The 22049-nt window shown below is 71.7% G+C and carries 24 protein-coding genes and 1 pseudogene; 15 read left to right on the plus strand and 10 right to left on the minus strand.

The features are described 5' to 3' along the window. The first annotated feature begins 22 nt into the window (after positions 1-22). Together ACIQFX_RS10985 and ACIQFX_RS10990 are read left to right on the plus strand one after the other, a co-directional pair. Positions 23-613, plus strand: coding sequence for a TetR family transcriptional regulator (locus tag ACIQFX_RS10985; RefSeq protein ID WP_402461003.1), 591 nt, complete (start codon positions 23-25; stop codon positions 611-613). A gap of 357 nt (positions 614-970) precedes the next feature. Beyond that, positions 971-1102 (plus strand): hypothetical protein, encoded by a 132-nt coding sequence (locus tag ACIQFX_RS10990; RefSeq protein ID WP_402461005.1) that lies wholly within the window; start codon positions 971-973, stop codon positions 1100-1102. A 64-nt stretch (positions 1103-1166) separates the two neighbouring features. Here the strand turns inward: ACIQFX_RS10990 and ACIQFX_RS10995 are convergent, their stop codons facing one another. Further along, positions 1167-2549 (minus strand): glycine--tRNA ligase, encoded by a 1383-nt coding sequence (locus tag ACIQFX_RS10995; protein ID WP_376490425.1) that lies wholly within the window; start codon positions 2547-2549, stop codon positions 1167-1169. Between the two features lie 165 nt (positions 2550-2714). Here ACIQFX_RS10995 and ACIQFX_RS11000 point away from each other — a divergent pair, with 165 nt between their 5' ends. The 4 genes from ACIQFX_RS11000 to ACIQFX_RS11015 all read left to right on the plus strand — a co-directional run bounded on the left by ACIQFX_RS11000 (position 2715) and on the right by ACIQFX_RS11015 (position 5860). Then, on the plus strand, positions 2715-3680 hold the full coding sequence (locus tag ACIQFX_RS11000; protein WP_402461006.1) for a metal ABC transporter substrate-binding protein: 966 nt from the start codon (positions 2715-2717) through the stop codon (positions 3678-3680). A gap of 29 nt (positions 3681-3709) precedes the next feature. After that, a complete protein-coding gene (locus ACIQFX_RS11005; protein ID WP_402461007.1) occupies positions 3710-4483 on the plus strand; it encodes a metal ABC transporter ATP-binding protein in 774 nt (257 codons plus the stop codon). Between the two features lie 2 nt (positions 4484-4485). Then, positions 4486-5379 carry a metal ABC transporter permease gene (locus tag ACIQFX_RS11010; protein WP_402461008.1) on the plus strand — a complete coding sequence of 298 codons (894 nt, stop codon included), beginning with the start codon at positions 4486-4488 and terminating at the stop codon, positions 5377-5379. 70 nt (positions 5380-5449) lie between these two features. Next, positions 5450-5860: a Fur family transcriptional regulator gene (locus tag ACIQFX_RS11015; RefSeq protein WP_402461009.1), complete on the plus strand. Its 411-nt coding sequence runs from the start codon at positions 5450-5452 to the stop codon at positions 5858-5860. 58 nt (positions 5861-5918) lie between these two features. Here ACIQFX_RS11015 and ACIQFX_RS11020 read toward each other — a convergent pair whose 3' ends face one another. From ACIQFX_RS11020 to recO, 3 genes are read right to left on the minus strand one after another with little or no spacing between them, the layout of a single operon-like run. Then, a complete protein-coding gene (locus ACIQFX_RS11020) occupies positions 5919-6425 on the minus strand; it encodes a YcxB family protein (protein ID WP_402461011.1) in 507 nt (168 codons plus the stop codon). A 30-nt stretch (positions 6426-6455) separates the two neighbouring features. Beyond that, positions 6456-7280: an isoprenyl transferase gene (locus ACIQFX_RS11025; protein ID WP_402461013.1), complete on the minus strand. Its 825-nt coding sequence runs from the start codon at positions 7278-7280 to the stop codon at positions 6456-6458. A gap of 13 nt (positions 7281-7293) precedes the next feature. Then, positions 7294-8043: a DNA repair protein RecO gene (gene recO / locus ACIQFX_RS11030; RefSeq protein ID WP_376490418.1), complete on the minus strand. Its 750-nt coding sequence runs from the start codon at positions 8041-8043 to the stop codon at positions 7294-7296. A gap of 165 nt (positions 8044-8208) precedes the next feature. On the opposite strand from recO, the gene ACIQFX_RS11035 reads away from it, so the two are divergent. Next, positions 8209-8682 (plus strand): carboxymuconolactone decarboxylase family protein, encoded by a 474-nt coding sequence (locus ACIQFX_RS11035; protein WP_402461015.1) that lies wholly within the window; start codon positions 8209-8211, stop codon positions 8680-8682. An 86-nt stretch (positions 8683-8768) separates the two neighbouring features. After that, the gene (locus ACIQFX_RS11040; protein WP_402461017.1) at positions 8769-9692 is read left to right on the plus strand and encodes an RNA polymerase sigma-70 factor; all 924 of its coding nucleotides are present in this window, start codon (positions 8769-8771) and stop codon (positions 9690-9692) included. 50 nt (positions 9693-9742) lie between these two features. On the opposite strand, the gene ACIQFX_RS11045 is transcribed toward ACIQFX_RS11040, so the two are convergent. Next, positions 9743-9958, minus strand: coding sequence for a hypothetical protein (locus tag ACIQFX_RS11045; RefSeq protein WP_384893360.1), 216 nt, complete (start codon positions 9956-9958; stop codon positions 9743-9745). Further along, on the minus strand, positions 9955-10176 hold the full coding sequence (locus ACIQFX_RS11050; RefSeq protein ID WP_402461019.1) for a hypothetical protein: 222 nt from the start codon (positions 10174-10176) through the stop codon (positions 9955-9957). The genes ACIQFX_RS11045 and ACIQFX_RS11050 overlap by 4 nt, the downstream gene beginning before the upstream one ends. Positions 10177-10308: 132 nt before the next feature. Here ACIQFX_RS11050 and ACIQFX_RS11055 point away from each other — a divergent pair, with 132 nt between their 5' ends. The 3 genes from ACIQFX_RS11055 to ACIQFX_RS11065 are packed head-to-tail and all read left to right on the plus strand — an operon-like array spanning position 10309 to position 11518. After that, on the plus strand, positions 10309-11142 hold the full coding sequence (locus tag ACIQFX_RS11055; protein ID WP_402461021.1) for a Scr1 family TA system antitoxin-like transcriptional regulator: 834 nt from the start codon (positions 10309-10311) through the stop codon (positions 11140-11142). After that, positions 11124-11393, plus strand: a complete 270-nt coding sequence (locus ACIQFX_RS11060; RefSeq protein ID WP_402461022.1) for a DUF397 domain-containing protein — start codon at positions 11124-11126, stop codon at positions 11391-11393. The genes ACIQFX_RS11055 and ACIQFX_RS11060 overlap by 19 nt, the downstream gene beginning before the upstream one ends. Then, on the plus strand, positions 11390-11518 hold the full coding sequence (locus ACIQFX_RS11065; protein ID WP_402461605.1) for a hypothetical protein: 129 nt from the start codon (positions 11390-11392) through the stop codon (positions 11516-11518). The genes ACIQFX_RS11060 and ACIQFX_RS11065 overlap by 4 nt, the downstream gene beginning before the upstream one ends. A 174-nt stretch (positions 11519-11692) precedes the next feature. Here the strand turns inward: ACIQFX_RS11065 and ACIQFX_RS11070 are convergent. Then, positions 11693-11839 (minus strand): annotated as a pseudogene (locus ACIQFX_RS11070) (TetR family transcriptional regulator); the annotation flags it as partial. Between the two features lie 142 nt (positions 11840-11981). On the opposite strand from ACIQFX_RS11070, the gene ACIQFX_RS11075 reads away from it, so the two are divergent. The 4 genes from ACIQFX_RS11075 (at position 11982) to ACIQFX_RS11090 (ending at position 17719) form a co-directional block, all read left to right on the plus strand. Continuing rightward, positions 11982-12794, plus strand: coding sequence for a hypothetical protein (locus ACIQFX_RS11075; protein ID WP_402461024.1), 813 nt, complete (start codon positions 11982-11984; stop codon positions 12792-12794). Positions 12795-12953: 159 nt separating this feature from the next. Beyond that, on the plus strand, positions 12954-14324 hold the full coding sequence (locus ACIQFX_RS11080) for an FAD-dependent oxidoreductase (RefSeq protein ID WP_402461026.1): 1371 nt from the start codon (positions 12954-12956) through the stop codon (positions 14322-14324). A gap of 74 nt (positions 14325-14398) precedes the next feature. After that, positions 14399-16153, plus strand: coding sequence for a LuxR C-terminal-related transcriptional regulator (locus ACIQFX_RS11085; RefSeq protein ID WP_402461027.1), 1755 nt, complete (start codon positions 14399-14401; stop codon positions 16151-16153). 195 nt (positions 16154-16348) lie between these two features. Then, positions 16349-17719: an FAD-binding oxidoreductase gene (locus ACIQFX_RS11090; protein WP_402461028.1), complete on the plus strand. Its 1371-nt coding sequence runs from the start codon at positions 16349-16351 to the stop codon at positions 17717-17719. An 8-nt stretch (positions 17720-17727) separates the two neighbouring features. Here the strand turns inward: ACIQFX_RS11090 and ACIQFX_RS11095 are convergent, their stop codons facing one another. From ACIQFX_RS11095 to leuA, 3 genes are all read right to left on the minus strand, one after another. Continuing rightward, positions 17728-18420: a TerB family tellurite resistance protein gene (locus ACIQFX_RS11095; protein ID WP_402461030.1), complete on the minus strand. Its 693-nt coding sequence runs from the start codon at positions 18418-18420 to the stop codon at positions 17728-17730. Positions 18421-18551: 131 nt separating this feature from the next. After that, positions 18552-19874, minus strand: a complete 1323-nt coding sequence (locus tag ACIQFX_RS11100; protein WP_402461031.1) for a choice-of-anchor A family protein — start codon at positions 19872-19874, stop codon at positions 18552-18554. A 236-nt stretch (positions 19875-20110) separates the two neighbouring features. After that, positions 20111-21874: a 2-isopropylmalate synthase gene (gene leuA, locus ACIQFX_RS11105; protein ID WP_402461033.1), complete on the minus strand. Its 1764-nt coding sequence runs from the start codon at positions 21872-21874 to the stop codon at positions 20111-20113. Between the last annotated feature and the right edge of the window lie 175 nt (positions 21875-22049).

Genomic DNA, 22049 nt, shown 5'->3' on the forward strand with positions numbered 1-22049 from the left:
AGCTGACAGGTACTGTCACTCCATGGCCGCCACCGAGACCCTGACCGCCGAGCGCATCCTCGAAGCCACCGAGGAGGTGCTGCGACGGTACGGCCCCGCGAAGGCGACCGTGGTGGACGTGGCGCGGGTGCTCGGGGTGAGCCACGGCAGCGTGTACCGGCACTTCCGCACCAAGGCGGCGCTGCGCGAGGCGGTGACGGAGCGGTGGCTGGAGCGGACGATCGTGGCGCTGCGGCCTCGGGTCGAGAGCGGGGAGCCGGCGGACGAGCGGCTGACCGGGTGGCTCACGGCGCTCTTCGACCTCAAGCGCGAGAAGGCCGGTGGCGACCCGGAGCTGATGGCCACCTTCCAGGTGCTGATCGGCGAGAACAGCGCGGTGGTCGACCGGCACGAGGAGCACCTCGTCGAGCAGATCGCCCGCATCCTGGCGGACGGTCACCGCGAGGGCCTGTTCGCGGCCCCGGAGCGGGACGCCACGACGACGGCCCGCGCGGTCTTCCACGCCACGGACCGCTTCCACAATCCGGCGCACGCGGGCGAGTGGTCGGCCCCGGGCGCGGAGGACGCGTTCGCGGCGGTCGTCTCCCTGGTGCAGCGGGCCCTGCGCGCCTGAGGGCCGGCGGGGCGGGAACGGCCGGAAGGCCCCGCGGCCGCGGCCCCTTGAAGATCACTTGGCGTGGAGTTCCCCTTCCCTGCCCGGTGCGTGACCAGCGTTCCCCCGCACCGCGACCGCAGAAGCACCCAGGGGGAAGCACGTCCACACCCGCCAAGCCGGCCCGCTCGGGCGGGGCGTCCGCGATCGGCTGGGTCCTCACCGTCGGCCTCAACGCCGTCGCGCCGATCCTCACGTACAACACGCTGACCGAGGACCACGGCTGGTCCGAGTTCTCCGCGCTGCTCCTGAGCAGCGCCTGGCCGGTCCTGGACACCGCGATCGTGGCCGCCTGGCGCCGCAAGGTCGACGAGGACCATGGTCGCCCTGAGCCCGGTCATGATCTACGGCGTCCTGGGCGTGTGGACGGTCCGGTTCGGGAAGCGCCGTGCGGCCGAGGGGGCCCGGCGCCAGGCCGAGGCGGCGGCCGCCGCTGCCGCGACCGCCTGACGGCACGGGAAAGCCCCCGGTTCCGAGTGACGGGACCGGGGGCTTCCTTCGCGCGCGGGGTGACTCAGCAGCCGAGCAGGCGGCTGCCCAGGTAGCCCTGGATCTGGTCGAGGGAGACGCGCTCCTGCTTCATGGTGTCGCGCTCGCGCACGGTCACCGCGTTGTCGTCGAGGGTGTCGAAGTCGACGGTCACGCAGAACGGGGTGCCGATCTCGTCCTGGCGGCGGTAGCGGCGGCCGATGGCGCCGGCGTCGTCGAACTCGATGTTCCAGTTCTGCCGCAGGTCGGCCGCGAGGCCCTTGGCCTTCGGGGAGAGCTGCGCGTTGCGCGAGAGCGGCAGGACGGCGACCTTGACCGGCGACAGGCGCGGGTCGAGGCGCAGCACGGTGCGCTTCTCCATGACGCCCTTGGCGTTGGGGGCCTCGTCCTCGATGTACGCGTCGAGCAGGAACGCCAGGAGCGTGCGGCCGAGGCCGGCCGCGGGCTCGATGACGTACGGCGTCCAGCGCTCGCCGGCCTCCTGGTCGAAGAAGGTCAGGTCGGTGCCGGAGGCCTTGGAGTGCGCCTTCAGGTCGTAGTCGGTGCGGTTGGCGACGCCCTCCAGCTCGCCCCACTCGCTGCCGCCGAACGAGAAGCGGTACTCGATGTCGGCGGTGCGCTTCGAGTAGTGGGAGAGCTTCTCCTTCGGGTGCTCGAACCAGCGCATGTTCTCCTCGCGGAGACCCAGGCCGGTGTACCAGTTCCAGCGCTGCTGCATCCAGTACTCCTGCCACTCCTCGTCCTCACCCGGCTTGACGAAGAACTCCATCTCCATCTGCTCGAACTCGCGGGTGCGGAAGATGAAGTTGCCCGGAGTGATCTCGTTCCGGAAGGACTTGCCCATCTGCGCGATGCCGAACGGCGGCTTCTTGCGCGAGGTCAGCTGGACCTGGGCGAAGTTGGTGAAGATGCCCTGGGCGGTCTCGGGGCGCAGGTAGGCGACGGAGCCGGAGTCCTGGGTCGGGCCGAGGTGCGTGGAGAGCATGCCCGAGAACTGCTTGGGCTCGGTGAAGGTGCCCTTGTTGCCGCAGTTGGGGCAGTTGAGGTCGGTGAGGCCGTTCTCGGGGAGTCGGCCGTGCTTCGCCTCGTACGCCTCCTCCAGGTGGTCGGCGCGGAAGCGCTTGTGGCAGGAGGTGCACTCGGTCAGCGGGTCCGTGAAGGTGGCGACGTGACCGGAGGCCTCCCAGACCTCGGGGGCCAGGATGACCGACGAGTCGATGCCGACGACGTCCTCGCGCGAGGTGACCATGTAGCGCCACCACTGGCGCTTGATGTTCTCCTTCAGCTCGACACCCAGCGGCCCGTAGTCCCAGGCGGCACGCTGGCCGCCATAGATCTCGCTGCACGGGTAGACGAAGCCACGGCGCTTGCTCAGGCTGACGATGGTGTCGATCTTGTCGGCGGCCACGGTGCTCTCTTCATTACGACGACGAAGTGCGAATGCCTCAGGTTACCGGCGCCCGCACCCCCCGTATCAAATCGGTTCGGCGGCCGGGGCCCGCCGACCGGGCGTGGGTGGGGTCACGCGTAGGGCAATTGACAACCGTTTCCAGTTTTGTTGAAAATGAGTGTCATGAACGTACGTCGCCTCATACCCAGCACCGCCCTCGCCGGAGCCGTCGCGCTCGGGCTCGTCTCCCTCTCCGCCTGCGCCGGCACGTCCGACGCGGCCGACAAGGGGAGCGGCGGGAAGCTGGACGTCGTGGCGTCGTTCTACCCGATGCAGTACCTGGCGGAGCAGATCGGCGGCGGGCACGTCGCCGTGAACACCCTGACGAAGCCGGGCGTCGAGCCGCACGACCTGGAGCTCAAGCCGCGGCAGATCGGCGAGCTCGGCGACGCCGACGTCATCCTCTACCTCAAGGGCGTCCAGCCCGCCGTCGACGAGGCGATAGCCCAGGCCGGCGTGAAGAGCACGGTCGACGCCGCCACCCTCACGAAGCTCGAGGAGCACGGCACCGGGGCCGGCCACGACCACGAGGGCGAGGAGGCCGGGCACGACCACGGCTCCGAGGCCGGCGCCGACCCGCACATCTGGCTCGACCCCGTGAAGTACGCCGAGGTCGCCAAGGGCGTCGGCAGCGCCCTGGAGAAGGCGGACCCGGCCCACGCGGCCGACTACGCGAAGAACACCGACGCCCTGGTGAAGAAGCTCGCCGCCCTGGACACCGAGTTCGAGACGGGCCTGAAGAACAGCGCCACCCGGACCTTCATCACCACCCACTCCGCCTTCGGCTACCTCGCCGAGCGGTACGGCCTGGAGCAGGAGGGCATCACCGGCATCGACCCCGAGTCCGAGCCGAGCCCCGCCCGCATCAAGGAACTCCAGGACATCGCGAAGAAGGACAAGGTCTCCACCGTCTTCTTCGAGACCCTCGCGAGCGACAGGACCGCGAAGACCCTCGCCGGCGACACCGGTCTCACGACCGACGTGCTCGACCCGCTGGAGGGAATCACGGACAAGTCCAAGGGCGATGACTACGTCGAGGTCATGCGGTCCAACCTCGCCGCGCTGAAGAAGGCACTCGGCGCCAAGTGACCACGGCAGCACAGCAGGAGGCACGAGCCATGGCAGCCCAGGAACCGGAACCCGTCATCGCCGTCCGCGGGGCCACGGCGGCCCTCGGCGCCCGGCCCGTCCTCCGCGGCGTCGACCTCACCGTCGGCCGCGGCGAGGTCGTCGCGCTGCTCGGCGCCAACGGCTCAGGCAAGTCCACCGCGGTCCGCGCGATCATCGGCCAGGTGCCGCTGACCGGCGGCACCATCGAGCTGTTCGGCACCGCGCGGAAGCGGTTCCGCGACTGGGCCCGCATCGGCTACGTACCGCAGCGCACCACCGCCGCGAGCGGCGTCCCCGCGACCATCCGCGAGGTCGTCTCCTCGGGCCGGCTCTCCCGCCGCGGCTTCGGCTGGACCACCCGGGCCGACCGGGCCGCCGTCGAGCGCGCCATCGAACTCGTCGGTCTCGGCGACCGCGCGAAGGACTCCGTCTCCGCGCTCTCCGGCGGCCAGCACCAGCGCGTCCTGATCGCCCGCGCGCTCGCCTCCGAGCCCGAACTGCTGATCATGGACGAGCCGATGGCCGGCGTGGACCTCGCCAGCCAGGAGATCCTGGCCGCGACGCTGCGCGAGCAGGTCGCGGGCGGCACCTCCGTCCTCCTCGTCCTCCACGAGCTGGGCCCCCTGGAGCCGCTGATCGACCGGGCCGTCGTCCTGCGCGACGGCTGCGTCGTCCACGACGGCCCGCCGCCCGAGGCCCTCGGCCAGCACGCGCTGCCGGGCCACGACCACGTACATCCGCACGCGGCCGGCGAGCCGCTCCGCACAGGACTGCTGACCTGATCATGGACTTCCTCGAACCTGCCTTCATGCAGCGGGCGCTGCTCGCGGCCGTCCTCGTCGGCATCACCGCCCCCGCCGTCGGCATCTACCTCGTCCAGCGCCGCCAGGCCCTGATGGGCGACGGCATCGGCCACGTCGCCATGACCGGTGTCGGCCTCGGCTTCCTGCTGAACTCCAGCCCGGTCTGGATGGCGACCCTCGTCGCCGTCGTCGGCTCGGTGGCCATGGAGCTGATCAGGGCCTACGGGAAGACCCGCGGCGACCTCGCGCTCGCGCTGCTCTTCTACGGCGGCATGGCCGGCGGCGTCCTGCTGATCAACCTGTCGTCGACCGGCTCCAACGCCAACCTCAGCTCGTACCTCTTCGGCTCGCTGTCCACCGTCTCCACCTCGGACGTGACGGCGATCAGCGTCCTCGCCGCCTTCGTCGTCCTCGTCACGGTCGGCCTGCGCAAGCAGCTCTTCGCCGTCAGCCAGGACGAGGAGTTCGCCCGGGTCACCGGCCTGCCGGTGCGCGCCCTGAACCTCCTGATCGCGGTCACGGCCGCGGTCACCGTCACGGTCGCCATGCGGGTCGTCGGCCTGCTCCTGGTCAGCGCGCTCATGGTGGTGCCGGTCGCGGCCGCCCAGCAGCTGTCGAAGTCCTTCCGCGCGACCTTCGTCCTCGCGGTGGCGACCGGCGTCACGGTCACCCTGGCGGGCACGGTCACCTCCTACTACCAGGACGTGCCGCCCGGCGCGACGATCGTCCTGTACGCGATCGGCGTCTTCATCGCCCTGACCCTGCTCGCCGCCCCGCTGGCGAAGCGGCGGGCGCGCGCGGCGGAGCAGGCCACGAGGGAGTGCGACGCGCCCCTTCCGGCGACCCGCCGGCCGAGCGACGACGTGAAGGTCTGATCCCGGCCTGGCTCCGGGGGTACGGGGGGCTGGCAGAATGGCGGGGGCGAACACAACCAAGGAGGCCCCCGTGGTGACGGCAGGACCCCCCGTACGCGGCCGCTCGACCAAGCAGCGGGCCGCCGTGTCGGCGGCACTGAACGAGGTGGACGAGTTCCGCAGCGCCCAGGAGCTGCACGACATGCTCAAGCACCGCGGCGACTCCGTCGGCCTCACCACCGTCTACCGCACGCTCCAGTCCCTCGCGGACGCGGGCGAGGTCGACGCGCTGCGCACCAGCGACGGCGAGACCGTCTACCGCCGCTGCTCGACCGGCGACCACCACCACCACCTCGTCTGCCGCGTCTGCGGCAAGGCCGTCGAGGTCGAGGGCCCCATGGTGGAGCAGTGGGCCGAGACCATCGCCTCGGAGCACGGCTTCGTGAACGTGGCGCACACGGTGGAGATCTTCGGCACCTGCGCCGACTGCGCCGACGAGTGACCTGACATACGAAGGGCCCGCACCGAAGCGATTCGGTGCGGGCCCTTCGTCTTTCGGGTCACATGCGGGTGGCGTTCCGGTCCAGGACCTCCCGGAGCCGGTCGACGTCGGCGGCGTCGGCGAGCCCCCGCTTGGGGAGCGCCGCCATGCCCACGCCGCCCTTGTCGGCGGACAGCAGGACGAACTGGGTGGGCGTCTCGGCGTACCGGGACATCAGCTGCCAGCGGCCCACGACCTCGCTCTCGCGGGTCGCCCAGCGGACCCCCTGCTCGTCGACGCTCGCCCGGTGCTCCCCCTGCCGTTCGACCATCGGGAACATCTGCCGGGCGACGAGCCGCGGCATCAGCGGCCCGAGGACGGCGGCGACGAGACCGAGCGAGGCCATCAGGGCCACCGGCCCGGGCTTCGCACCACCGGGTCCGGTCAGCAGCAGGACGACGACCAGGAAGGCCAGCACCGCCGCGGACGGCAGCAGCCACCGCAGGCGCCGGAACGAGCCGTGCCGCAGCTGCACCCGCACCGCGTCGACGAGGTCCTCACGCGTCGGCGTGTAGACCAGCTCCATCGCGCACCCCCTCCCCCTCCCCCGCCCCCGTCAGGCCTTGTCGAGGACGGCGAGGTCGGCCGGGTCGACGCCGCCGAAGCGGCGGTCGCGCTGGGCGTACTCGATGCAGGCGCGCCAGAGGTCGCGGCGGTCGAAGTCGGGCCACAGGACGTCCTGGAAGACCATCTCGGCGTACGCGCTCTGCCAGATCAGGTAGTTGGAGGTGCGCTGCTCGCCGCTGGGCCGGAGGAAGAGGTCGACGTCCGGCATGTCCGGGTAGTAGAGGTACTTCTGGATGGTCTTCTCGGTGATCTTCGACGGTTCGAGGCGACCCGCCTTGACGTCCTCGGCCATCGCCTGCGCCGCGTCGGTGAGCTCCGCGCGTCCGCCGTAGTTCATGCAGAAGTACAGCGTCAGCTTGGTGTTGTCCTTGGTCTGCTCCTGGGCGACCTGGAGCTCCTTGGCGACCGACTTCCACAGCTTGGGCATGCGGCCCACCCAGCGCACCCGGATGCCGAGCTCGTCGAGCTGGTCACGGGTCTTGCGGATGAAGTCGCGGTTGAAGTTCATGAGGAAGCGCACCTCCTCGGGCGAGCGCTTCCAGTTCTCGGTGGAGAAGGCGTACAGCGAGATCGCCCCGACGCCCATCTCGATCGCGCCCTGGAGCACGTCGAGCACCTGCTCCGCCCCGACCTTGTGGCCCTCGGTGCGGGGCAGCCCGCGCTCCTTGGCCCAGCGGCCGTTGCCGTCCATCACGATCGCGACGTGCTCCGGCACCAGCTCGGACTGGAGCTTCGGCGGACGCGCACCGGACGGGTGCGGCTCGGGGGTCCGGTATTCCCGGCGCTGGCGCCCGAGGATTCGTGCGATGGCCATGGCGTGGTCTCTCCTAGCTTTTCTCTACGTACCGCAGGGAGCGCAGGCCGCGCTCCAGGTGCCAGTGCAGGTAGGCGGACACGAGTCCGCTGCCCTCTCTGACGTGACGCGGCTCGCACGCGTCCGCCGTCGCCCAGTCGCCGGTGAGGAGCGCGCTGAGCAGGCCGATGGCCTCCGAGGAGGGTACGACGCTTCCGGGCACCCGGCAGTCGCCGCATATGACACCGCCCGCGGCGACCGAGAAGAACCGGTTGGGCCCGTGGATTCCGCATTTGGCACAGTCCTCGAAGCTGGGCGCGTAGCCGTTCACGGCGAGGGAGCGGAGGAGGAAGGCGTCGAGGATCAGGTGCGGGGCGTGCTCGCCCCTGGCGAGCGTCCGCAGGCCGCCGACCAGCAGCAGGTACTGCTGGACGGCGGGTTCGCCCTCGTGGTCGGTGAACCGCTCGGCGGTCTCCAGCATGGCCGTGCCGGCCGTGTAGCGGGCGTAGTCGGTGACGATGCCGCTGCCGTACGCGGCGATGGTCTCGCTCTGCGTGCAGAGCGGCAGTCCGCGGCCGACCAGCTCACTCCCCCGGGCGAAGAACTGCACGTCCACGTGCGAGAAGGGTTCGAGTCGCGCCCCGAACTTCGACTTCGTCCGCCGCACCCCGCGCGCCACCGCGCGTACCCGTCCGTGACCGCGCGTGAGGAGGGTGATGATGCGGTCCGCTTCACCCAGCTTCTGGGTGCGCAGCACGATGCCGTCGTCGCGGAACAGACTCATGCGCCCCATTCTCGCGTACGGCACCGACAGCCCGGCCCGGGGCGGGACGCCCGCCCGTCCGCGGGGAGACGCAGGTCACATCCGCCCGTGTCACAGGGCTCCGGGCCGTCTCGTCCCAGGGGGTGGAAGCAGCAAGCGAGCGACACACCCACGAAGGAGCACCCCATGGACGCGCGACTCGACCTCCTCGCCAACCCCGTCGTCGGCAAGGCCCTCAAGCACCTCATGGCGGCGGGCAAGGCCGTCAAGGAGTCGACGGTCCCGGCCGCCACCCAGGAGCTCGTCGCCCTCCGCGTCAGCCAGATCAACGGCTGCGCCGCCTGCATCGACATGCACACCAAGGAGGCGGCCCTCGCCGGCGAGACCCCGCTGCGACTCAACCTCGTGGTCGCCTGGCGCGAGGCCACCGTCTTCACCGAGGCCGAGCGCGCCGCCCTCGAACTCGCCGAGGAGGGCACCCGGACCGCCGACGCGGCCGGCGGCGTCAGCGACGAGGTCTGGGAGCGCGCCGCCCTCCACTACGACGAGGCGGAGCTCACCGCCCTCGTCCTCCACATCGGCTTCATGAACATGGCGAACCGGATGAACGTCATGACCCGCCAGCCGGCCGGCGACTACGTCCCCGGCCGGTTCCACTGACAGGCGCCGCCCACCTGGATGACCATGAAGCGCCCGCGCACCCCGCGGGCGCGCCGGAAACGCCGGAACGGGGAGAGGAAGTCGTCATGAGCAAGGTCGAGGAGTTCGAGGAGCTGCGCCCGCTGCTCTTCTCCATCGCCTACCGCATCCTGGGCAGCGTCAGCGAGGCCGAGGACGCCGTGCAGGAGACCTGGCTGCGCTTCGACGGCTCCTCCACCGTCCCCGTCTCCACCAAGGCCTTCCTCTCCACCACCGTCACCCGCCTCTCCATCGACGTCCTGCGCTCCGCCCGCGTCCGCCGCGAGGAGTACGTCGGCCCCTGGTTCCCCGAACCACTCCTCAGCGACCCCTACGAGGACCCCGCCCGCTCGGCCGAACTCGCCGACTCCGTCTCCATGGCCGCGCTCCTCCTCCTCGAACGCCTCAGCCCCCTGGAACGCGCCGTCTTCCTCCTCCGCGAGGTCTTCGCCTTCGAATTCCACGACATCGCGGAATCCGTCGACCGCTCCGAAGCCGCCTGCCGCCAACTCCTCGTCCGCGCCCGGCGCCACATGCACGACGGCCGTCGCCGCTTCGCCGCCGACCGCCGCGAACGCCAGGAACTCGCCACCCGCTTCTTCGACGCCCTCCAGAACGGCGACGTCGGCGAACTCCGCAACCTCCTCTCCGCCGACGTCCAGCTCGTCGGCGACGGCGGCGGCAAGGCCCCCAACCTCGCCCGCACCGTCCTCGGCGCGGACAACGTCGCCCGCCTCCTCGGCACCGTCTTCCCCACCCTCGTCGAGATCGACGTCACCTGCGAACCCCACGAGGTCAACGGCCAGCCCGGCGCGCTCTACCGCGACCGCGACGGCAGGATCCTCCAGGCCATCTCGCTCGACGTCCTCGACGGCCGGATCCAGACCATCCGCGCCGTCCTCAACCCCGACAAGCTCGCCCACCTCGGCCCCGTCGCCGACGCCTGGGCCCTCACCCGCGAACTCCACGCGCTCCGCCGCCGCCCCTCCTGACCGCGCCGCGCGGGCCGGCACCCACCTCCTCGTGCCGGCCCGCGAGCCCCTCAGGGCACCTCGCCCCTGCTCCGCGCGTTCACGTGCGCCGTCGCCGCGCTCAACCGCTCCGACGACGTCGCCTCCCGCACCTCCTCCGGCTCCACGTCCCACTCCCGCCCGCCCCCCAGCGGACGCACCTGCACGTAGGGCCCCTCGTGCCCCATCACCCTCCCGACCCGTCCGGTACGGATCTCGACGACGTACGACCCGATGGGCAGCGTCACGTTCGACTCTCCTCCCTCGGCAGTACGGCGGCGGCAAGGAGCCGGGCCGTTTCCACCGTGCAACATCCCAATTCCACGAGCGGCCTCGGCGGGTCGGCCGCGAGCGTGACGACGTCGAGCCCCAGCGACGGGAGCGTGATTCCCGCCCTCCCGAGCGCCTGACGCAATTCCGCCACCGCCTCTTGCGCGGCTCCGACCGTCCCCGCGGCCGTCTTCATAGAGTCTTCCTTCACCAACGTATGCCTTTCTGAATCCATTTCCCGCTTCGCCTCTCCAGGGTGGGGTCGGATCCGTAGAATCGGCAGACTCGCAGGCCGTACAACTGGGGCGTAGGGTTGGGGAGTTAATCCATGGCCAGAGGCAAGCAGCAGGACACCTGGGAGTTCTTCGGCGAGCTCCTCGAGGAACGCCGGGAGACGGCGGGACTGTCGCAGGAGAAGCTGGGCGGACTGGTGTTCGTCTCCGGCGGATACATCGGACTGTTCGAGCAGGGAATTCGAAAGCCTCAGCTGGATGTCGCGGAACGAATCGACCGCTTCCTACAAACCGGCGGTATTTTCGAACGAACGGTACGCAAACTCATCGACACATCGCCGTACGCGTCCTATTTCCACGCGGTGGCGGAGCTGGAGACGGTGGCGACGAGGATCTGCGAGTTCGCACCGACGGTGGTGCCGGGATTGATGCAGACGCCGGAGTACGCGCGAGCGGTGACCGTGGCGACCCACGCCTTCGCGGCGGAGGAGTTCATCGAGGAGAAGGTCAGCGCCCGAGTCGGCAGAGCGGCGATCCTCAGGGGCACTACAAGGCCCGAGTATTGGGCTGTTCTGCACGAGAACGCGGTCCTCACCCCTGCGGGAGGCCCCTTGGTGATGGCAGCGACGCTGGAGCACATCGCCACGCTGGCCCGGGAGCGCCGAGCGCTGGTCACCGTGCTGCCCCGATCGGTCGGCGCACACGCGTACATGACCGGCTCGCTCAAGCTGATGGAGTTTGACGACCAGCCACCAACGGCCTATGCGGAGAAGGCGTTTTCAGGGACGCTCATCGATGATCCGACGGTGGTGAAGCAGGCACAGCGCGCCTACGATCTGCTCAGGGTCGCCACCTTGTCGCCGGAGGCGTCCCTGAACCTGATCGAGTCGGCGGCGGAGGACTACAGACGATGCGCCAGTTCGACCTGAACACCGCCCACTGGTTCAAGAGTTCCTTCAGCAACGGCGACGGCGGCGACTGCATCGAGGTCTCGTACGACTTCGTGGGCGCCGCCTGGCGCAAGAGTTCCTACAGCAACGGTGACGGCGGCAACTGCATCGAGGTCTCGTACGACGTCCCCGGCGTCGTCCCCGTCCGTGACAGCAAACTCACCGACGGCCCCGTGCTGATCGTCCCCGCCGCCGCCTGGTCCGCGTTCGTCGCCGACGTCGCGAGATGACGGCCGTCGGGAGGATCGTCCTCGCGGTGGTCGGGGACTCGCTCTACGAGTCGTGGTACATCCCCGGGCGCGGGATCACGGTGATGGCGGAGTTCGACCACCACACGCACGTCGCGCGCGTGTAACGGTATGCGGACGGGGCCGGGGACAGCCACACGTACACCTCGAAGACCGGCGGTGACCGGGTCGCGGTGAGCCGTCTCCCGCGTGCGCCGCACCGCGCGGTCGTCGCGTCGTCGACCGGGGAGCGGGTCGCGCTGGGGTTCATGACGGTGGTCGGCGGCGCGGTGTGCGTCGCCGGGGAAGTAGTGGTAGGTGGAGCCGAGCGGCGCGACGGCGTGCTCGGCGGTCTCGCGGATGCTGGTGGCGTTGAGGCCGCGGCGGCGGATCACGTCGGCGGCGCCGGCCACGATCCGTTCCCGTGCCTGGGGGCTGCGGTCGGTCACGCCGGGGCTCTCCTTCGACGCCGGTACCGCTGGGTGCGCCGGTGGTCGCAGCGTGACGGGGGGTGGCGGCGGGGCGGCCCTTCACATACGGAACGTGCCAAACGGCTTCACGCAGTGTCACCCTCACCCCTACGATCGAGTCATGTCGATCTTGTCGTCCACACCTCCCCTCAGGGGCCCCGAGGGCACCGGCCTGCGCATCGAGGGCGAGGCGCTCCTCCTGCGCCAACCGCAGGAGGAGGTGCTCATCCCGCTGAAGGCCGTCGCGCGGCTCCGCGCGGAGGGGCGGGGCGTCGCCATCGAGCTGACGGCCGCGCCGGGGGCCGTGCCGGCCGTCCTCCGGTTCGAGGACGTGGACGAGGCCGCCGCGGTGGCGTTCGCCGACGCGGTGAACGCGGTGCTGCCGGAGGAGCCCGAGGCGGTGGACGGCGTCCAGTACCTCGCGGGCGACCGCCTGGGCGACCGGCACGCCACGCTGCTCATCCGCAGGCTCAAGCGGATGGCGCTGTACGGGACCCTCGTGATCGTCGCCCTGTCCGTGCTGGTGTGCGTCACCGGGCACCCGGCCGCCCTGATCGCGATCATCCCGTCCGGCTTCTTCGGGCTGCTGTTCCTGGTCCTCGGCACGGGGGGCGGGTATCCGGTGTACGAGGAGTGGTACCTGCGCAGGCACGGCGTCACGGTGACCGCCGACCGGGTGCCCGGCCGGCCGGGCCAGTACGTCTACATCGATCCCATGGGGCTGGAGCGCAACGTGCGGAAGTTCGCCTCCACGTGGACCATCGAGGTCGCCTACGACCGGCGGGACCCGGGGCGCGTGGTCGCGCTGCGGAGCCGGGGCATGCGGGGGCTGGACATCGCGATGGCGGGGTCGGGCCTCCTCATCGGCTTCCTCGGCGCCGCCGGGGCGGTCGCGGCGACCGTCGTCGCCCTCCTCGGCGTCGGCGGCTTCTGAGCGCGCCCGCGCCCCTCCACACACTCGCTTATGGAACCCATAAGTCCACCTTATGAGCCCATAGACCGGGCCCGGGTACCACTCCGCGCGGGAGGTTATTTAGGGTGGCCTAAGTGTCGGCGGCTTCGCCGCCACGTCGCTTGCGAAGGGAAACCCGTCATGCCCCGCCCCCTCCGGGTCGCGATCGTCGGCGCCGGCCCCGCCGGAATCTACGCCGCCGATGCGCTGCTGAAGTCCGACGCCGCCGCCGAGCCGGGCGTGTCCATCGACCTCTTCGAGCGGATGCCCGCCCCCTTCGGCCTCATCCGCTACGGCGTCGCCCCCGACCACCCGCGCATCAAGGGCATCATCACCGCCCTCCACCAGGTGCTCGACAAGCCGCAGGTCCGCCTCTTCGGCAACGTCGACTACGGCACCGACATACACCTCGACGACCTGCGCGCCTTCTACGACGCCGTGATCTTCTCGACCGGCGCCATGGCCGACCGCGAGCTCCGCATCCCCGGCGTCGAGCTCGACGGCTCGTACGGTGCCGCCGACTTCGCGTCCTGGTACGACGGCCACCCGGACGTCCCGCGCACCTGGCCGCTCGAAGCCGAGAAGGTCGCCGTCCTCGGCGTCGGCAACGTGGCCCTCGACGTGGCGCGCATCCTCGCCAAGACCGGCGACGAGCTGCTGCCGACCGAGATCCCGGCGAACGTCTACGACGGCCTCAAGGCCAACAAGGCCGTGGAGATCCACGTCTTCGGCCGCCGCGGCCCGGCCCAGGCCAAGTTCAGCCCCATGGAGCTGCGCGAGCTGGACCACTCCCCCACCATCGAGGTCATCGTCAACCCCGAGGACATCGACTACGACGAGGGCTCGATCGCCGAGCGGCGCAAGAACAAGCAGACCGACATGGTCGCCAAGACCCTGGAGAACTGGGCGATCCGCGACATCGGCGACCGCCCGCACAAGCTCTTCCTCCACTTCTTCGAGTCGCCCGTCGAGATCCTCGGCGAGGGCGGCAAGGTCGTGGGCCTGCGCACCGAGCGCACCGAGCTCGACGGCACCGGCAACGTCAAGGGCACCGGCACCACCACCGACTGGGACGTGTCGGCCGTCTACCGCGCCGTCGGCTACCTCTCCGACGAACTGCCCAAGCTCCCCTGGGACACCGCCAGCGGCACCGTGCCCGACGAGGGCGGCCGGGTCGTCGAGGAGACCGGCGAGCACATGGCCTCCACCTACTGCACCGGCTGGATCCGCCGCGGCCCCGTCGGCCTCATCGGCCACACCAAGGGCGACGCCAACGAGACCGTGGCGAACCTCCTGGACGACTTCGCGAACGGCCGCCTGCTCACCCCCGACACCCCGGAGCGGGAAGCGGTCGTGTCCTTCCTGGAGGGCAAGGGCCTCACGTACACCACGTGGGAGGGCTGGTACGCCCTCGACGCCGCCGAGAAGGCGCTGGGCGAGCCGCAGGGCCGCGAGCGCGTGAAGATCGTCGAGCGCGAGGACATGCTGCGCGCCAGCGGCGCCATCCAGTAGTCGCACCCCGGTGGTCGCGAGGCCCCCGCCCCTTCCCGGTCCTACCCTGAAAGGACCGGGAAGGGGCGAGAGCCATGTCCGCACCCACGATCCGCACCCGTCGCACGGCGGACGCCGACGACGCGGTCGAACGGGCCAGGGAAGCCGCCGGCCGCGAGTCCTGGGCGGAGGCGTACGCGCTGCTGCGCGCCCACGACCGGCACCCGTCCCGCGCGCTGACCGCCGACGACCTGTCCGTGCTCGCCGACGCCGCCTGGTGGTCGGGGCACATCGACGAGTCCGTCACCGCCCGGCTTCGCGCGCACGCCGCCTTCCTCGCCGCCGGCGACCACCGGGGCGCCGGGCTCGCCTCCTGGTGGCTGCACTTCGAGTACGCCGGCCTCGGGCGCCCCGCCGCCGCCGCGGGCTGGCTCCACCGGGCCCGGCACCACCTCCAGGACCTGCCGCCGTGCCCCGAGCAGTGCTTCCTCGCCTGGACGGACGCCGAGGAGGCCGAGCAGCACGGCGACCGTGCCGCCGCCCTCGCCGCCGCCCGCCGCATGACCCGCCTCGCGCTCCGCTCCGGCAGCCCCGACCTGCTCGCCCTGAGCCGACAGGCCGAGGCCGCCGTCCTCCTCGCCGACGGCCGCCGCGCCCAGGCCCTCGCGCTCCTCGACGACGCCATGTGCGCCGTCTCGGCCGGCGAGCTCACCGGCATGTTCACGGGCTGGCTCTACTGCCTCGCCCTCACCCAGTGCATGGAAGCCGCCGACCTCGGCCGCGCCGTGGAGTGGACCAACGCGGCCATGGAGTGGTGCGCGCCGCCCTGGTCCGGCCGCCCGCCAGCGGACCCGGCCCCCGGCCCGGCCGCGCCCGGGGCCCCCGCGCCCCTCCCCCTGACCGTCCCCTCCGGCGAGAACCCCTTCCGGGGCGTCTGCCGGGCGCACCGGGTCCAGGTCCTCGACCTGGTCGGGGCCTGGGACCTGGCGGAGGAGGAGGCGCGGCTGGCGTGCCGGGAGGTGCCGGTGGACTGCCTGGAGTCGGCGGCGGCCGCCTACTACGCCGCCGGGGACGTGCAGCGGCGGCAGGGGCGGCTCGACGCGGCGGCCGTGTCGTACGCGCACGCGCACGAGCTGGGCCGGATCCCGCAGCCGGGGCTCGCGCTGCTGCGGCTGGCGCAGGGCCGGGCCGACGCGGCGGTGGCGGGCGTCGAGCTGGCGCTCGCCTGCCAGAGCGACCCGCGGCACGACCTCCTGGGCCGGGCCCGGCTGCTCGCCGCCCGCACGGAGGTGGCCCTCGCCGTCCGGGACGTGCCCGGCGCGGCGCAGGCGGCGACGGACCTGGAGGCGCTGGCCGGGGACGTACCGCTGCTGCGGGCGATGGCGGACACGGCGCGCGGCGCGGTCGCCCTGGCCTCCGGTGAGGCCGCGCTGCCGCCGCTGCGGCGGGCGCTCGCCGGGTGGCTGGAGCTGCGGGTGCCGTACGAGGCCGCGCAGGTGCGGATGCTGCTCGCGGCGGCCTGCCGGGCGGCGGGCGACGAGGAGGCGGCCGCTCTCGAACTGGGGGCGGCGCGGGCCGTGTTCGAGCGGCTCGGGGCCGTGCCGGACGCCCGGCGGGCGACGGCGCTGCTCTCCGGCGGGAAGCGGCGGCGGCTGCCGGGCGGGCTGACCGCCCGCGAGGCGGAGGTCCTGCGGCTGGTCGCGGCCGGGGGCACCAACCGGGACATCGCCCACGCCCTGGTGATCAGCGAGCACACGGTCTCCCGCCACCTGAACAACATCTTCGCCAAGCTCGGCGTCGGCTCCCGCGCGGCCGCCACGGCGTACGCGTACGCGCACGACCTGGTCTGACGGGCCGCCCGCCGCGTGAGCCGTGGACCACCCGCGCCGCGGACAGTCCGGCCCCGTGGACCGCCCGCGCACCATGGACCACACGCGCGCCGTGGACCGCCCGCACCATGGGCCGTACGGCCCACTCCCCGGTCCGGCCGCCGATGGCCGGTTCGGGCGATGCCCGGCCCGGCCGCGCGGGGCTACACCGGAGGCATGACCACCACGACCGCATCCCTGGACACGCTTCGCGGTGCCGTGCGCGGCACCGTCGTGACCCCCGGCGACCCGTCGTACGACGTCTCCCGGCGGGTCTACAACGCCCTGCACGACCGCCGGCCGGCCGTCGTCGTCCACGCCGTGGACGCCGGCGACGTGAGCGCGGCGGTCCTCCACGCCCGGGAGCACGGGCTTCCGCTCGCCGTGCGGGGCGGCTCCCACTCGGTCGCCGGGTTCGGCACCGTGGACGACGGCCTCGTGGTCGACCTGTCCCGCATGCGGGGCGTGCGGGTCGACCCGGAGGCCCGGACGGCCCGGGCCGAGGGCGGCGCCACCTGGGGCGACTTCAACCACGCCACCCACGCCTTCGGGCTCGCCACCACCGGCGGGGCCGTCTCCACGACCGGCATCGGCGGTCTCACGCTCGGCGGCGGCATGGGGCACCTGGCCCGCCGCTGCGGACTGAGCTGCGACAACCTGGTCGCGGCGGACGTGGTGACCGCCGAAGGGACGCTCCTGACCTGCGACGCCGAGCGGAACGCGGACCTGTTCTGGGCGCTGCGCGGCGGCGGCGGGAACTTCGGTGTCGCCACCTCGCTCGCGTACCGGCTGCATCCGATCGACGTGGTCTTCGGCGGGATCACCTGCTACCCCCTGGACGGGGACGTGGCGCGCGCCTGGCAGGCGATGGTCACGGCGGCGCCGGTCGAGCTGAACTCGATCCTCCTGATCGTGCTCGGCCCGGAGGAGCCGTTCCTGCCCGAGCGCTGGCACGGCCGCCCGATCTGCGCCGCCTTCACCTGCTTCTCCGGCCCGGTGGCGGACGACGAGAAGGTCCTCGCCCTCCTGGACGGGCTCGGTCCGGTCGTGGGCCGCTTCATGGACCGGATGCCGTACCCGGTGATCAACACCCTCTTCGACGAGCAGCTGCCGCCGGGGCTCTACCACTACTGGAAGGGCAACTTCAGCCGCGAGCTCTCCGAGGGCGCCGTCGCGGCCCACATGGCGTACGGCGAGACGATGCCGTCGATGGAGTCGGACACGGCCGTCTTCCCGATCGACGGGGCCTGCCACGAGGTGGGACCGGAGGACACCGCCTTCGCCTACCGGGACGCCGTCTTCTCGCACTCCTTCGGAGCCACCTGGACCGACCCGGCGGACTCGGAGCACAACATCGCCTGGACCCGCGCCTACGACGAGGCGCTCCGCCCGCACACCCAGGAGGGCGGCTACGTCAACTTCATGGACACCGACGACCAGGACCGGGTCCGGGTCAACTACCGCCAGAACTACGACCGGCTGCGCACGGTGAAACGCCGGTACGACCCCGACAACGTGTTCCGGCTCAACCAGAACATCGCCCCGTAGACCGGGGCCTACGGCACCGTCCGCGCCGAGTCGAGGAGGCGGACGGTGTCGTCGGGCGCGAACGCGAGGGCGTTCCCGACGGTCCCGAGGACCTCCATCTCGGCCGGGCTGTACGCCCCGTCGGCGAGGGCGATCCGCGCCGCCTGGACCAGGATCGACTCCCGCCCCGAGGGCGCGAGGTGCGGGGTGAGGGGTTCGAGGGCCTCGTGGAGCTCGATCGCGAGGAGCGTGCCCTCCGGGTTCACCTCGGGCATGAAGCGCCCGGTGTCGGCGGCCAGGGCCTCGACGAGGTCGACGAGCTGGACGGCCGTGCACTCGGTGAAGCCGGCGGACCGGACCGCCGTGACGGCCCGGTCGAGGACCGCGCGGGAGTCGGTGCCGCCGGCCGCGAGCACGGCCAGCGCGACGGTGTGCACGCCGTCCCTCAGCATCGCCGAGAAGCGGCTGGTCGTCGGGTGGTCGAGGACCTCCGTGCCGAAGTGCGTGTGGCAGGCCGCGCACTCGACGACGGGGCCCGTACAGCCCCGGGGCAGGACCGGGACGCCCAGGACGGCAAACCTGCGGCGGCCGGTGCGCCGCCGGTAGTTCCGGTCGCCGCCGCACTCCTCGCAGAAGAACTCGCCGTCTCCGACGGTGTTCCAGGAGGTGCGGATTCCGCAGACGCCCACTTTCCCACCACGTGAATTCCGGGCAGACCGCACACGCACCTCCTCAACGGCCCGGCTGCACTGCCGGCGTTGGCGTGATGTTAGCCACATCCATGATGTGACGTCAGCACCCCGTGAGGAGTTCACCGTGGAGTTGGCCGAGACACGTCACCCTGCGGAATCCGTCAGGAGGCGCGGCGGCGACGCTTTGCGAAGGCCAGGAAGCCCCCGCCGACGACGACGGCGGCCGCGGCGGCACCGATGGCACCCGGACCGATGGCCGATCCGGTCGTCGCGAGATCACCCTCCGGGGTGGCGGACGGCGCGGGGGTGGTGGCGGGGGCGGTGGTGCTCCCGCCCGGGGTGGCGGGCGCGGACGGGGACGCGGAGCCCGTGGGCGTCCCGGAGGCGCTCGGCGTCGCGCCGCCCTCGCTGGGGGTCGGCTCGGGGGTGGCCGGCGGCGTGGGGACGGGGGTGTCGGTCGGCTTCGGCGTCTCGGGGGTGACGACCGGGCCGGGCGTCGGCTCGCCGGGCAGGCAGCCGGTGAAGTTCATCCGGTGGGTCTCGGCGCCGGGGACGGTGACGAGCTCCTCGGCGATGACGGAGCCGTTGACGTGGCCGGGGCCGACGTTCTTGCCGCCCATCTCGACCTTGGCGTTCGGCGCGAGGATCGTGCCCGGCCACGAGGTGTAGTTCTTCTTCACGCTCTCGGCCTGCGGGAAGTTCCACAGCAGCTTGGAGCGGATCTGCCCGTACTCCGGGCGCGGCACCGCGTAGTCGTCGACGACCGGGGCGCCGCCGTCGAGGTTCTTGTAGTAGACGCCGTAGGTGGCCGAGGTGCTCATGTCGTACGAGGTGCCGAGCACGTTCACCAGGGTCGAGGAGCCGACCGGGACGTCCAGGGTGATCGCGCGGAACCTCTCCAGGTCGGCGGCGTTCACGGCGAAGACGTTCAGCTTCGGGTCGGTGCCGGTGAGGAAGACGCCGTCGCCGGAGGTGGAGACCGTGCCGTTGGGCTTCGTCGCGGCCCAGCCGGTGGACAGCGCGCGCAGCCCGGTGAACTCCTTGCCGAAGTCGACCGGCGAGGCGCCCTTCGCGTGCGGGCCGTCGACGGCGAAGCCCGCGCCCTTCACCGAGCGGTCGTCGAGCGATCCGTACACGCCGGAGCCCTTGTTGATCACGACCTGGTTGGCGTGCAGGGTGCCGCCGACGACGAGGCTGTGGCCGCCGGGCAGCGCGGCCAGGTCGGCGCCGGTCAGCTTGTGGCCGACGGAGAAGCCCTGGCCGACCTTCGCGTCGCCGAAGAAGGCGTCGCCACCGACCGCGACCGCGCCCTCGGAGTCCGAGTAGCGGGTGGAGTCCTTCTCGACGAACTCGGCGTACCGGCCGGCCGTTCCGAGCGGGTTCGTCGCGCACTCCGCGGAGTTCGTGGCGGAAGCGGCGGGGGCCCAGGAGAGGGCGGCACCGGTCACCGCGAGAACGGCGGCCACGGCAGCGGTCGTGCGCATACGAAACTCCAGGTCAGGGAGGTATAGAGGGGGCGCGTGGGGGGTGTGTCCGAAGGGACGAGCCGACCTTCCGCCATTCCCCGATGTGCCGTCAACTCACCTGATATGGCGCCGATTCCGGCATGCCGGGATCATCTTCCTTAAGCGAACCTGAAACCGTGACGCAGCTCACACGAGACGGCCGCCCCGCACCCTCCGCGAGGAGGGTGCGGGGCGGCCGTCGGGCGCGGTGCGGGTCAGCGGGCGGAGCGGTTGACCGCCGAGATGACCGCCTTCAGGGACGCGCGGGTCGTGTTGGCGTCGATGCCGATGCCCCACAGGACCTGGCCGTCGATGGCGCACTCGATGTACGAGGCGGCCTGCGCGGACGCGCCCTCGCTCATCGTGTGCTCCTGGTAGTCCAGCAGGCGGGCGTCGACGCCGATCGACTGCAGCGCGGCGAAGAACGCCGAGATCGGGCCGTTGCCGGAGCCCGTCAGGACGGTGTCGACGCCGTCCACGACCGCCTCGACGGTCAGCGTGTCCGTGCCGTCGGTGTCCGAGGTGCTCTGGCCGGAGCGCAGCTGGATGCGACCCCAGGCGTTCTCCGGGTTGGGCAGGTACTCGTCCTGGAAGACGGACCAGATCGCGGCCGGCGTGACCTCGCCGCCCTCGGTGTCGGTCTTCTGCTGGATGATCTTCGAGAACTCGATCTGCATCCGGCGCGGCAGGTCCAGCTTGTGGTCGTTCTTCAGGACGTACGCGATGCCGCCCTTGCCGGACTGCGAGTTGACCCGGATGACGGCCTCGTACGAGCGGCCGACGTCCTTGGGGTCGATCGGCAGGTACGGCACCGCCCACTCGATCTCGTCGACCGTCCTGCCGGCGGCGGCCGCGTCGGCCTCCATGGCGTCGAAGCCCTTCTTGATGGCGTCCTGGTGGGAGCCGGAGAAGGCCGTGTAGACCAGGTCGCCCGCGTAGGGGTGGCGCGGGTGGACCTCCATCTGGTTGCAGTACTCGGAGGTGCGGCGGATCTCGTCGATCTGCGAGAAGTCGATCTGCGGGTCGACGCCCTGCGAGAACAGGTTCATGCCCAGCGTCACCAGGTCGACGTTGCCGGTCCGCTCGCCCTGCCCGAACAGGCAGCCCTCGATGCGGTCCGCGCCGGCCATGATCGCCAGCTCGGCCGCCGCGACGGCCGTACCGCGGTCGTTGTGCGGGTGGACCGACAGGCAGACGTGCTCGCGGCGGGTCAGGTGCCGGGACATCCACTCGAACCGGTCCGCGTGCGTGGACGGCGTCGAACGCTCCACGGTGGCGGGCAGGTTGAGGATGATCTCGCGGCCCGGGCCGGGCTGCCAGACGTCGCAGACCGCCTCGCAGACCTCCAGGGCGAAGTCCAGCTCGGTGTCGGTGAAGATCTCCGGGCTGTACTGGTAGCCGAAGGTCGTCTCCGGACCCAGCAGCTTCTCCGCGTACTCCATGACCAGGCGGGTGCCGTCCACGGCGATCTGCTTGATCTGCTCCTTCGAACCGCGGAAGACGACCCGGCGGAACGTGGGGGCGGTGGCGTTGTACAGGTGGACGGTGGCGCGCTTGGCGCCGACCAGCGACTCCACGGTCCGCTCGATCAGGTCCTCGCGGGCCTGGGTCAGTACGGAGATGGTGACGTCGTCCGGGATCGCGCCCTCTTCGATGATGGAGCGCACGAACGCGAAGTCGGTCTCACCGGACGACGGGAAGCCGACCTCGATCTCCTTGTAGCCCATCCGGACCAGCAGGTCGAACATCTCGCGCTTGCGCGCCGGGGACATCGGGTCGATCAGGGCCTGGTTGCCGTCCCGCAGGTCGGTGGACAGCCAGCGGGGTGCCTGGGTGATGCGCTGCTCGGGCCACGTCCGGTCGGGGATCTCGACGGCCTCGTACCGGCCGTACTTGTGGATCGGCATGCCGGACGGCTTCTGCAGCTGCGTCGCGTTGGTGACGGGCGTGGGCCGACTGACGAACGGTGACTGGGACATTGCGTTGGGCTCCTCGGGTCCAGCAAGAAGGACGGCCGACTGTCGAACGCAACACCAGGTCCCGCGGGGAGGGGGTCGGCCTACGACTACAGGCCCTCGCCGCGGCAGCTAAGGAGAAGCAGCCCGAAACGCATGATGGGCGTCACCCTAGCCCAGGTCCGTGGAGGACGGACGG

The sequence above is a fragment of the Streptomyces sp. NPDC093089 genome (assembly GCF_044754405.1).
Lineage (GTDB): Bacteria > Actinomycetota > Actinomycetes > Streptomycetales > Streptomycetaceae > Streptomyces.

What these genes read in the sequence shown, in the direction of transcription:
- ACIQFX_RS10985 (WP_402461003.1), top strand. Translation starts at nt 23, where the DNA reads ATGGCCGCCACCGAGACCCTGACCGCCGAGCGCATCCTCGAAGCCACC.
- ACIQFX_RS10990 (WP_402461005.1), top strand. Translation starts at nt 971, where the DNA reads ATGGTCGCCCTGAGCCCGGTCATGATCTACGGCGTCCTGGGCGTGTGG.
- ACIQFX_RS11000 (WP_402461006.1), top strand. Translation starts at nt 2,715, where the DNA reads ATGAACGTACGTCGCCTCATACCCAGCACCGCCCTCGCCGGAGCCGTC.
- ACIQFX_RS11005 (WP_402461007.1), top strand. Translation starts at nt 3,710, where the DNA reads ATGGCAGCCCAGGAACCGGAACCCGTCATCGCCGTCCGCGGGGCCACG.
- ACIQFX_RS11010 (WP_402461008.1), top strand. Translation starts at nt 4,486, where the DNA reads ATGGACTTCCTCGAACCTGCCTTCATGCAGCGGGCGCTGCTCGCGGCC.
- ACIQFX_RS11020 (WP_402461011.1), bottom strand. Translation starts at nt 6,425, where the DNA reads ATGGAGCTGGTCTACACGCCGACGCGTGAGGACCTCGTCGACGCGGTG.
- ACIQFX_RS11025 (WP_402461013.1), bottom strand. Translation starts at nt 7,280, where the DNA reads ATGGCCATCGCACGAATCCTCGGGCGCCAGCGCCGGGAATACCGGACC.
- recO (WP_376490418.1), bottom strand. Translation starts at nt 8,043, where the DNA reads ATGAGTCTGTTCCGCGACGACGGCATCGTGCTGCGCACCCAGAAGCTG.
- ACIQFX_RS11035 (WP_402461015.1), top strand. Translation starts at nt 8,209, where the DNA reads ATGGACGCGCGACTCGACCTCCTCGCCAACCCCGTCGTCGGCAAGGCC.
- ACIQFX_RS11040 (WP_402461017.1), top strand. Translation starts at nt 8,769, where the DNA reads ATGAGCAAGGTCGAGGAGTTCGAGGAGCTGCGCCCGCTGCTCTTCTCC.
- ACIQFX_RS11050 (WP_402461019.1), bottom strand. Translation starts at nt 10,176, where the DNA reads ATGAAGACGGCCGCGGGGACGGTCGGAGCCGCGCAAGAGGCGGTGGCG.
- ACIQFX_RS11055 (WP_402461021.1), top strand. Translation starts at nt 10,309, where the DNA reads ATGGCCAGAGGCAAGCAGCAGGACACCTGGGAGTTCTTCGGCGAGCTC.
- ACIQFX_RS11060 (WP_402461022.1), top strand. Translation starts at nt 11,124, where the DNA reads ATGCGCCAGTTCGACCTGAACACCGCCCACTGGTTCAAGAGTTCCTTC.
- ACIQFX_RS11065 (WP_402461605.1), top strand. Translation starts at nt 11,390, where the DNA reads ATGACGGCCGTCGGGAGGATCGTCCTCGCGGTGGTCGGGGACTCGCTC.
- ACIQFX_RS11075 (WP_402461024.1), top strand. Translation starts at nt 11,982, where the DNA reads ATGTCGATCTTGTCGTCCACACCTCCCCTCAGGGGCCCCGAGGGCACC.
- ACIQFX_RS11080 (WP_402461026.1), top strand. Translation starts at nt 12,954, where the DNA reads ATGCCCCGCCCCCTCCGGGTCGCGATCGTCGGCGCCGGCCCCGCCGGA.
- ACIQFX_RS11085 (WP_402461027.1), top strand. Translation starts at nt 14,399, where the DNA reads ATGTCCGCACCCACGATCCGCACCCGTCGCACGGCGGACGCCGACGAC.
- ACIQFX_RS11090 (WP_402461028.1), top strand. Translation starts at nt 16,349, where the DNA reads ATGACCACCACGACCGCATCCCTGGACACGCTTCGCGGTGCCGTGCGC.
- ACIQFX_RS11100 (WP_402461031.1), bottom strand. Translation starts at nt 19,874, where the DNA reads ATGCGCACGACCGCTGCCGTGGCCGCCGTTCTCGCGGTGACCGGTGCC.
- leuA (WP_402461033.1), bottom strand. Translation starts at nt 21,874, where the DNA reads ATGTCCCAGTCACCGTTCGTCAGTCGGCCCACGCCCGTCACCAACGCG.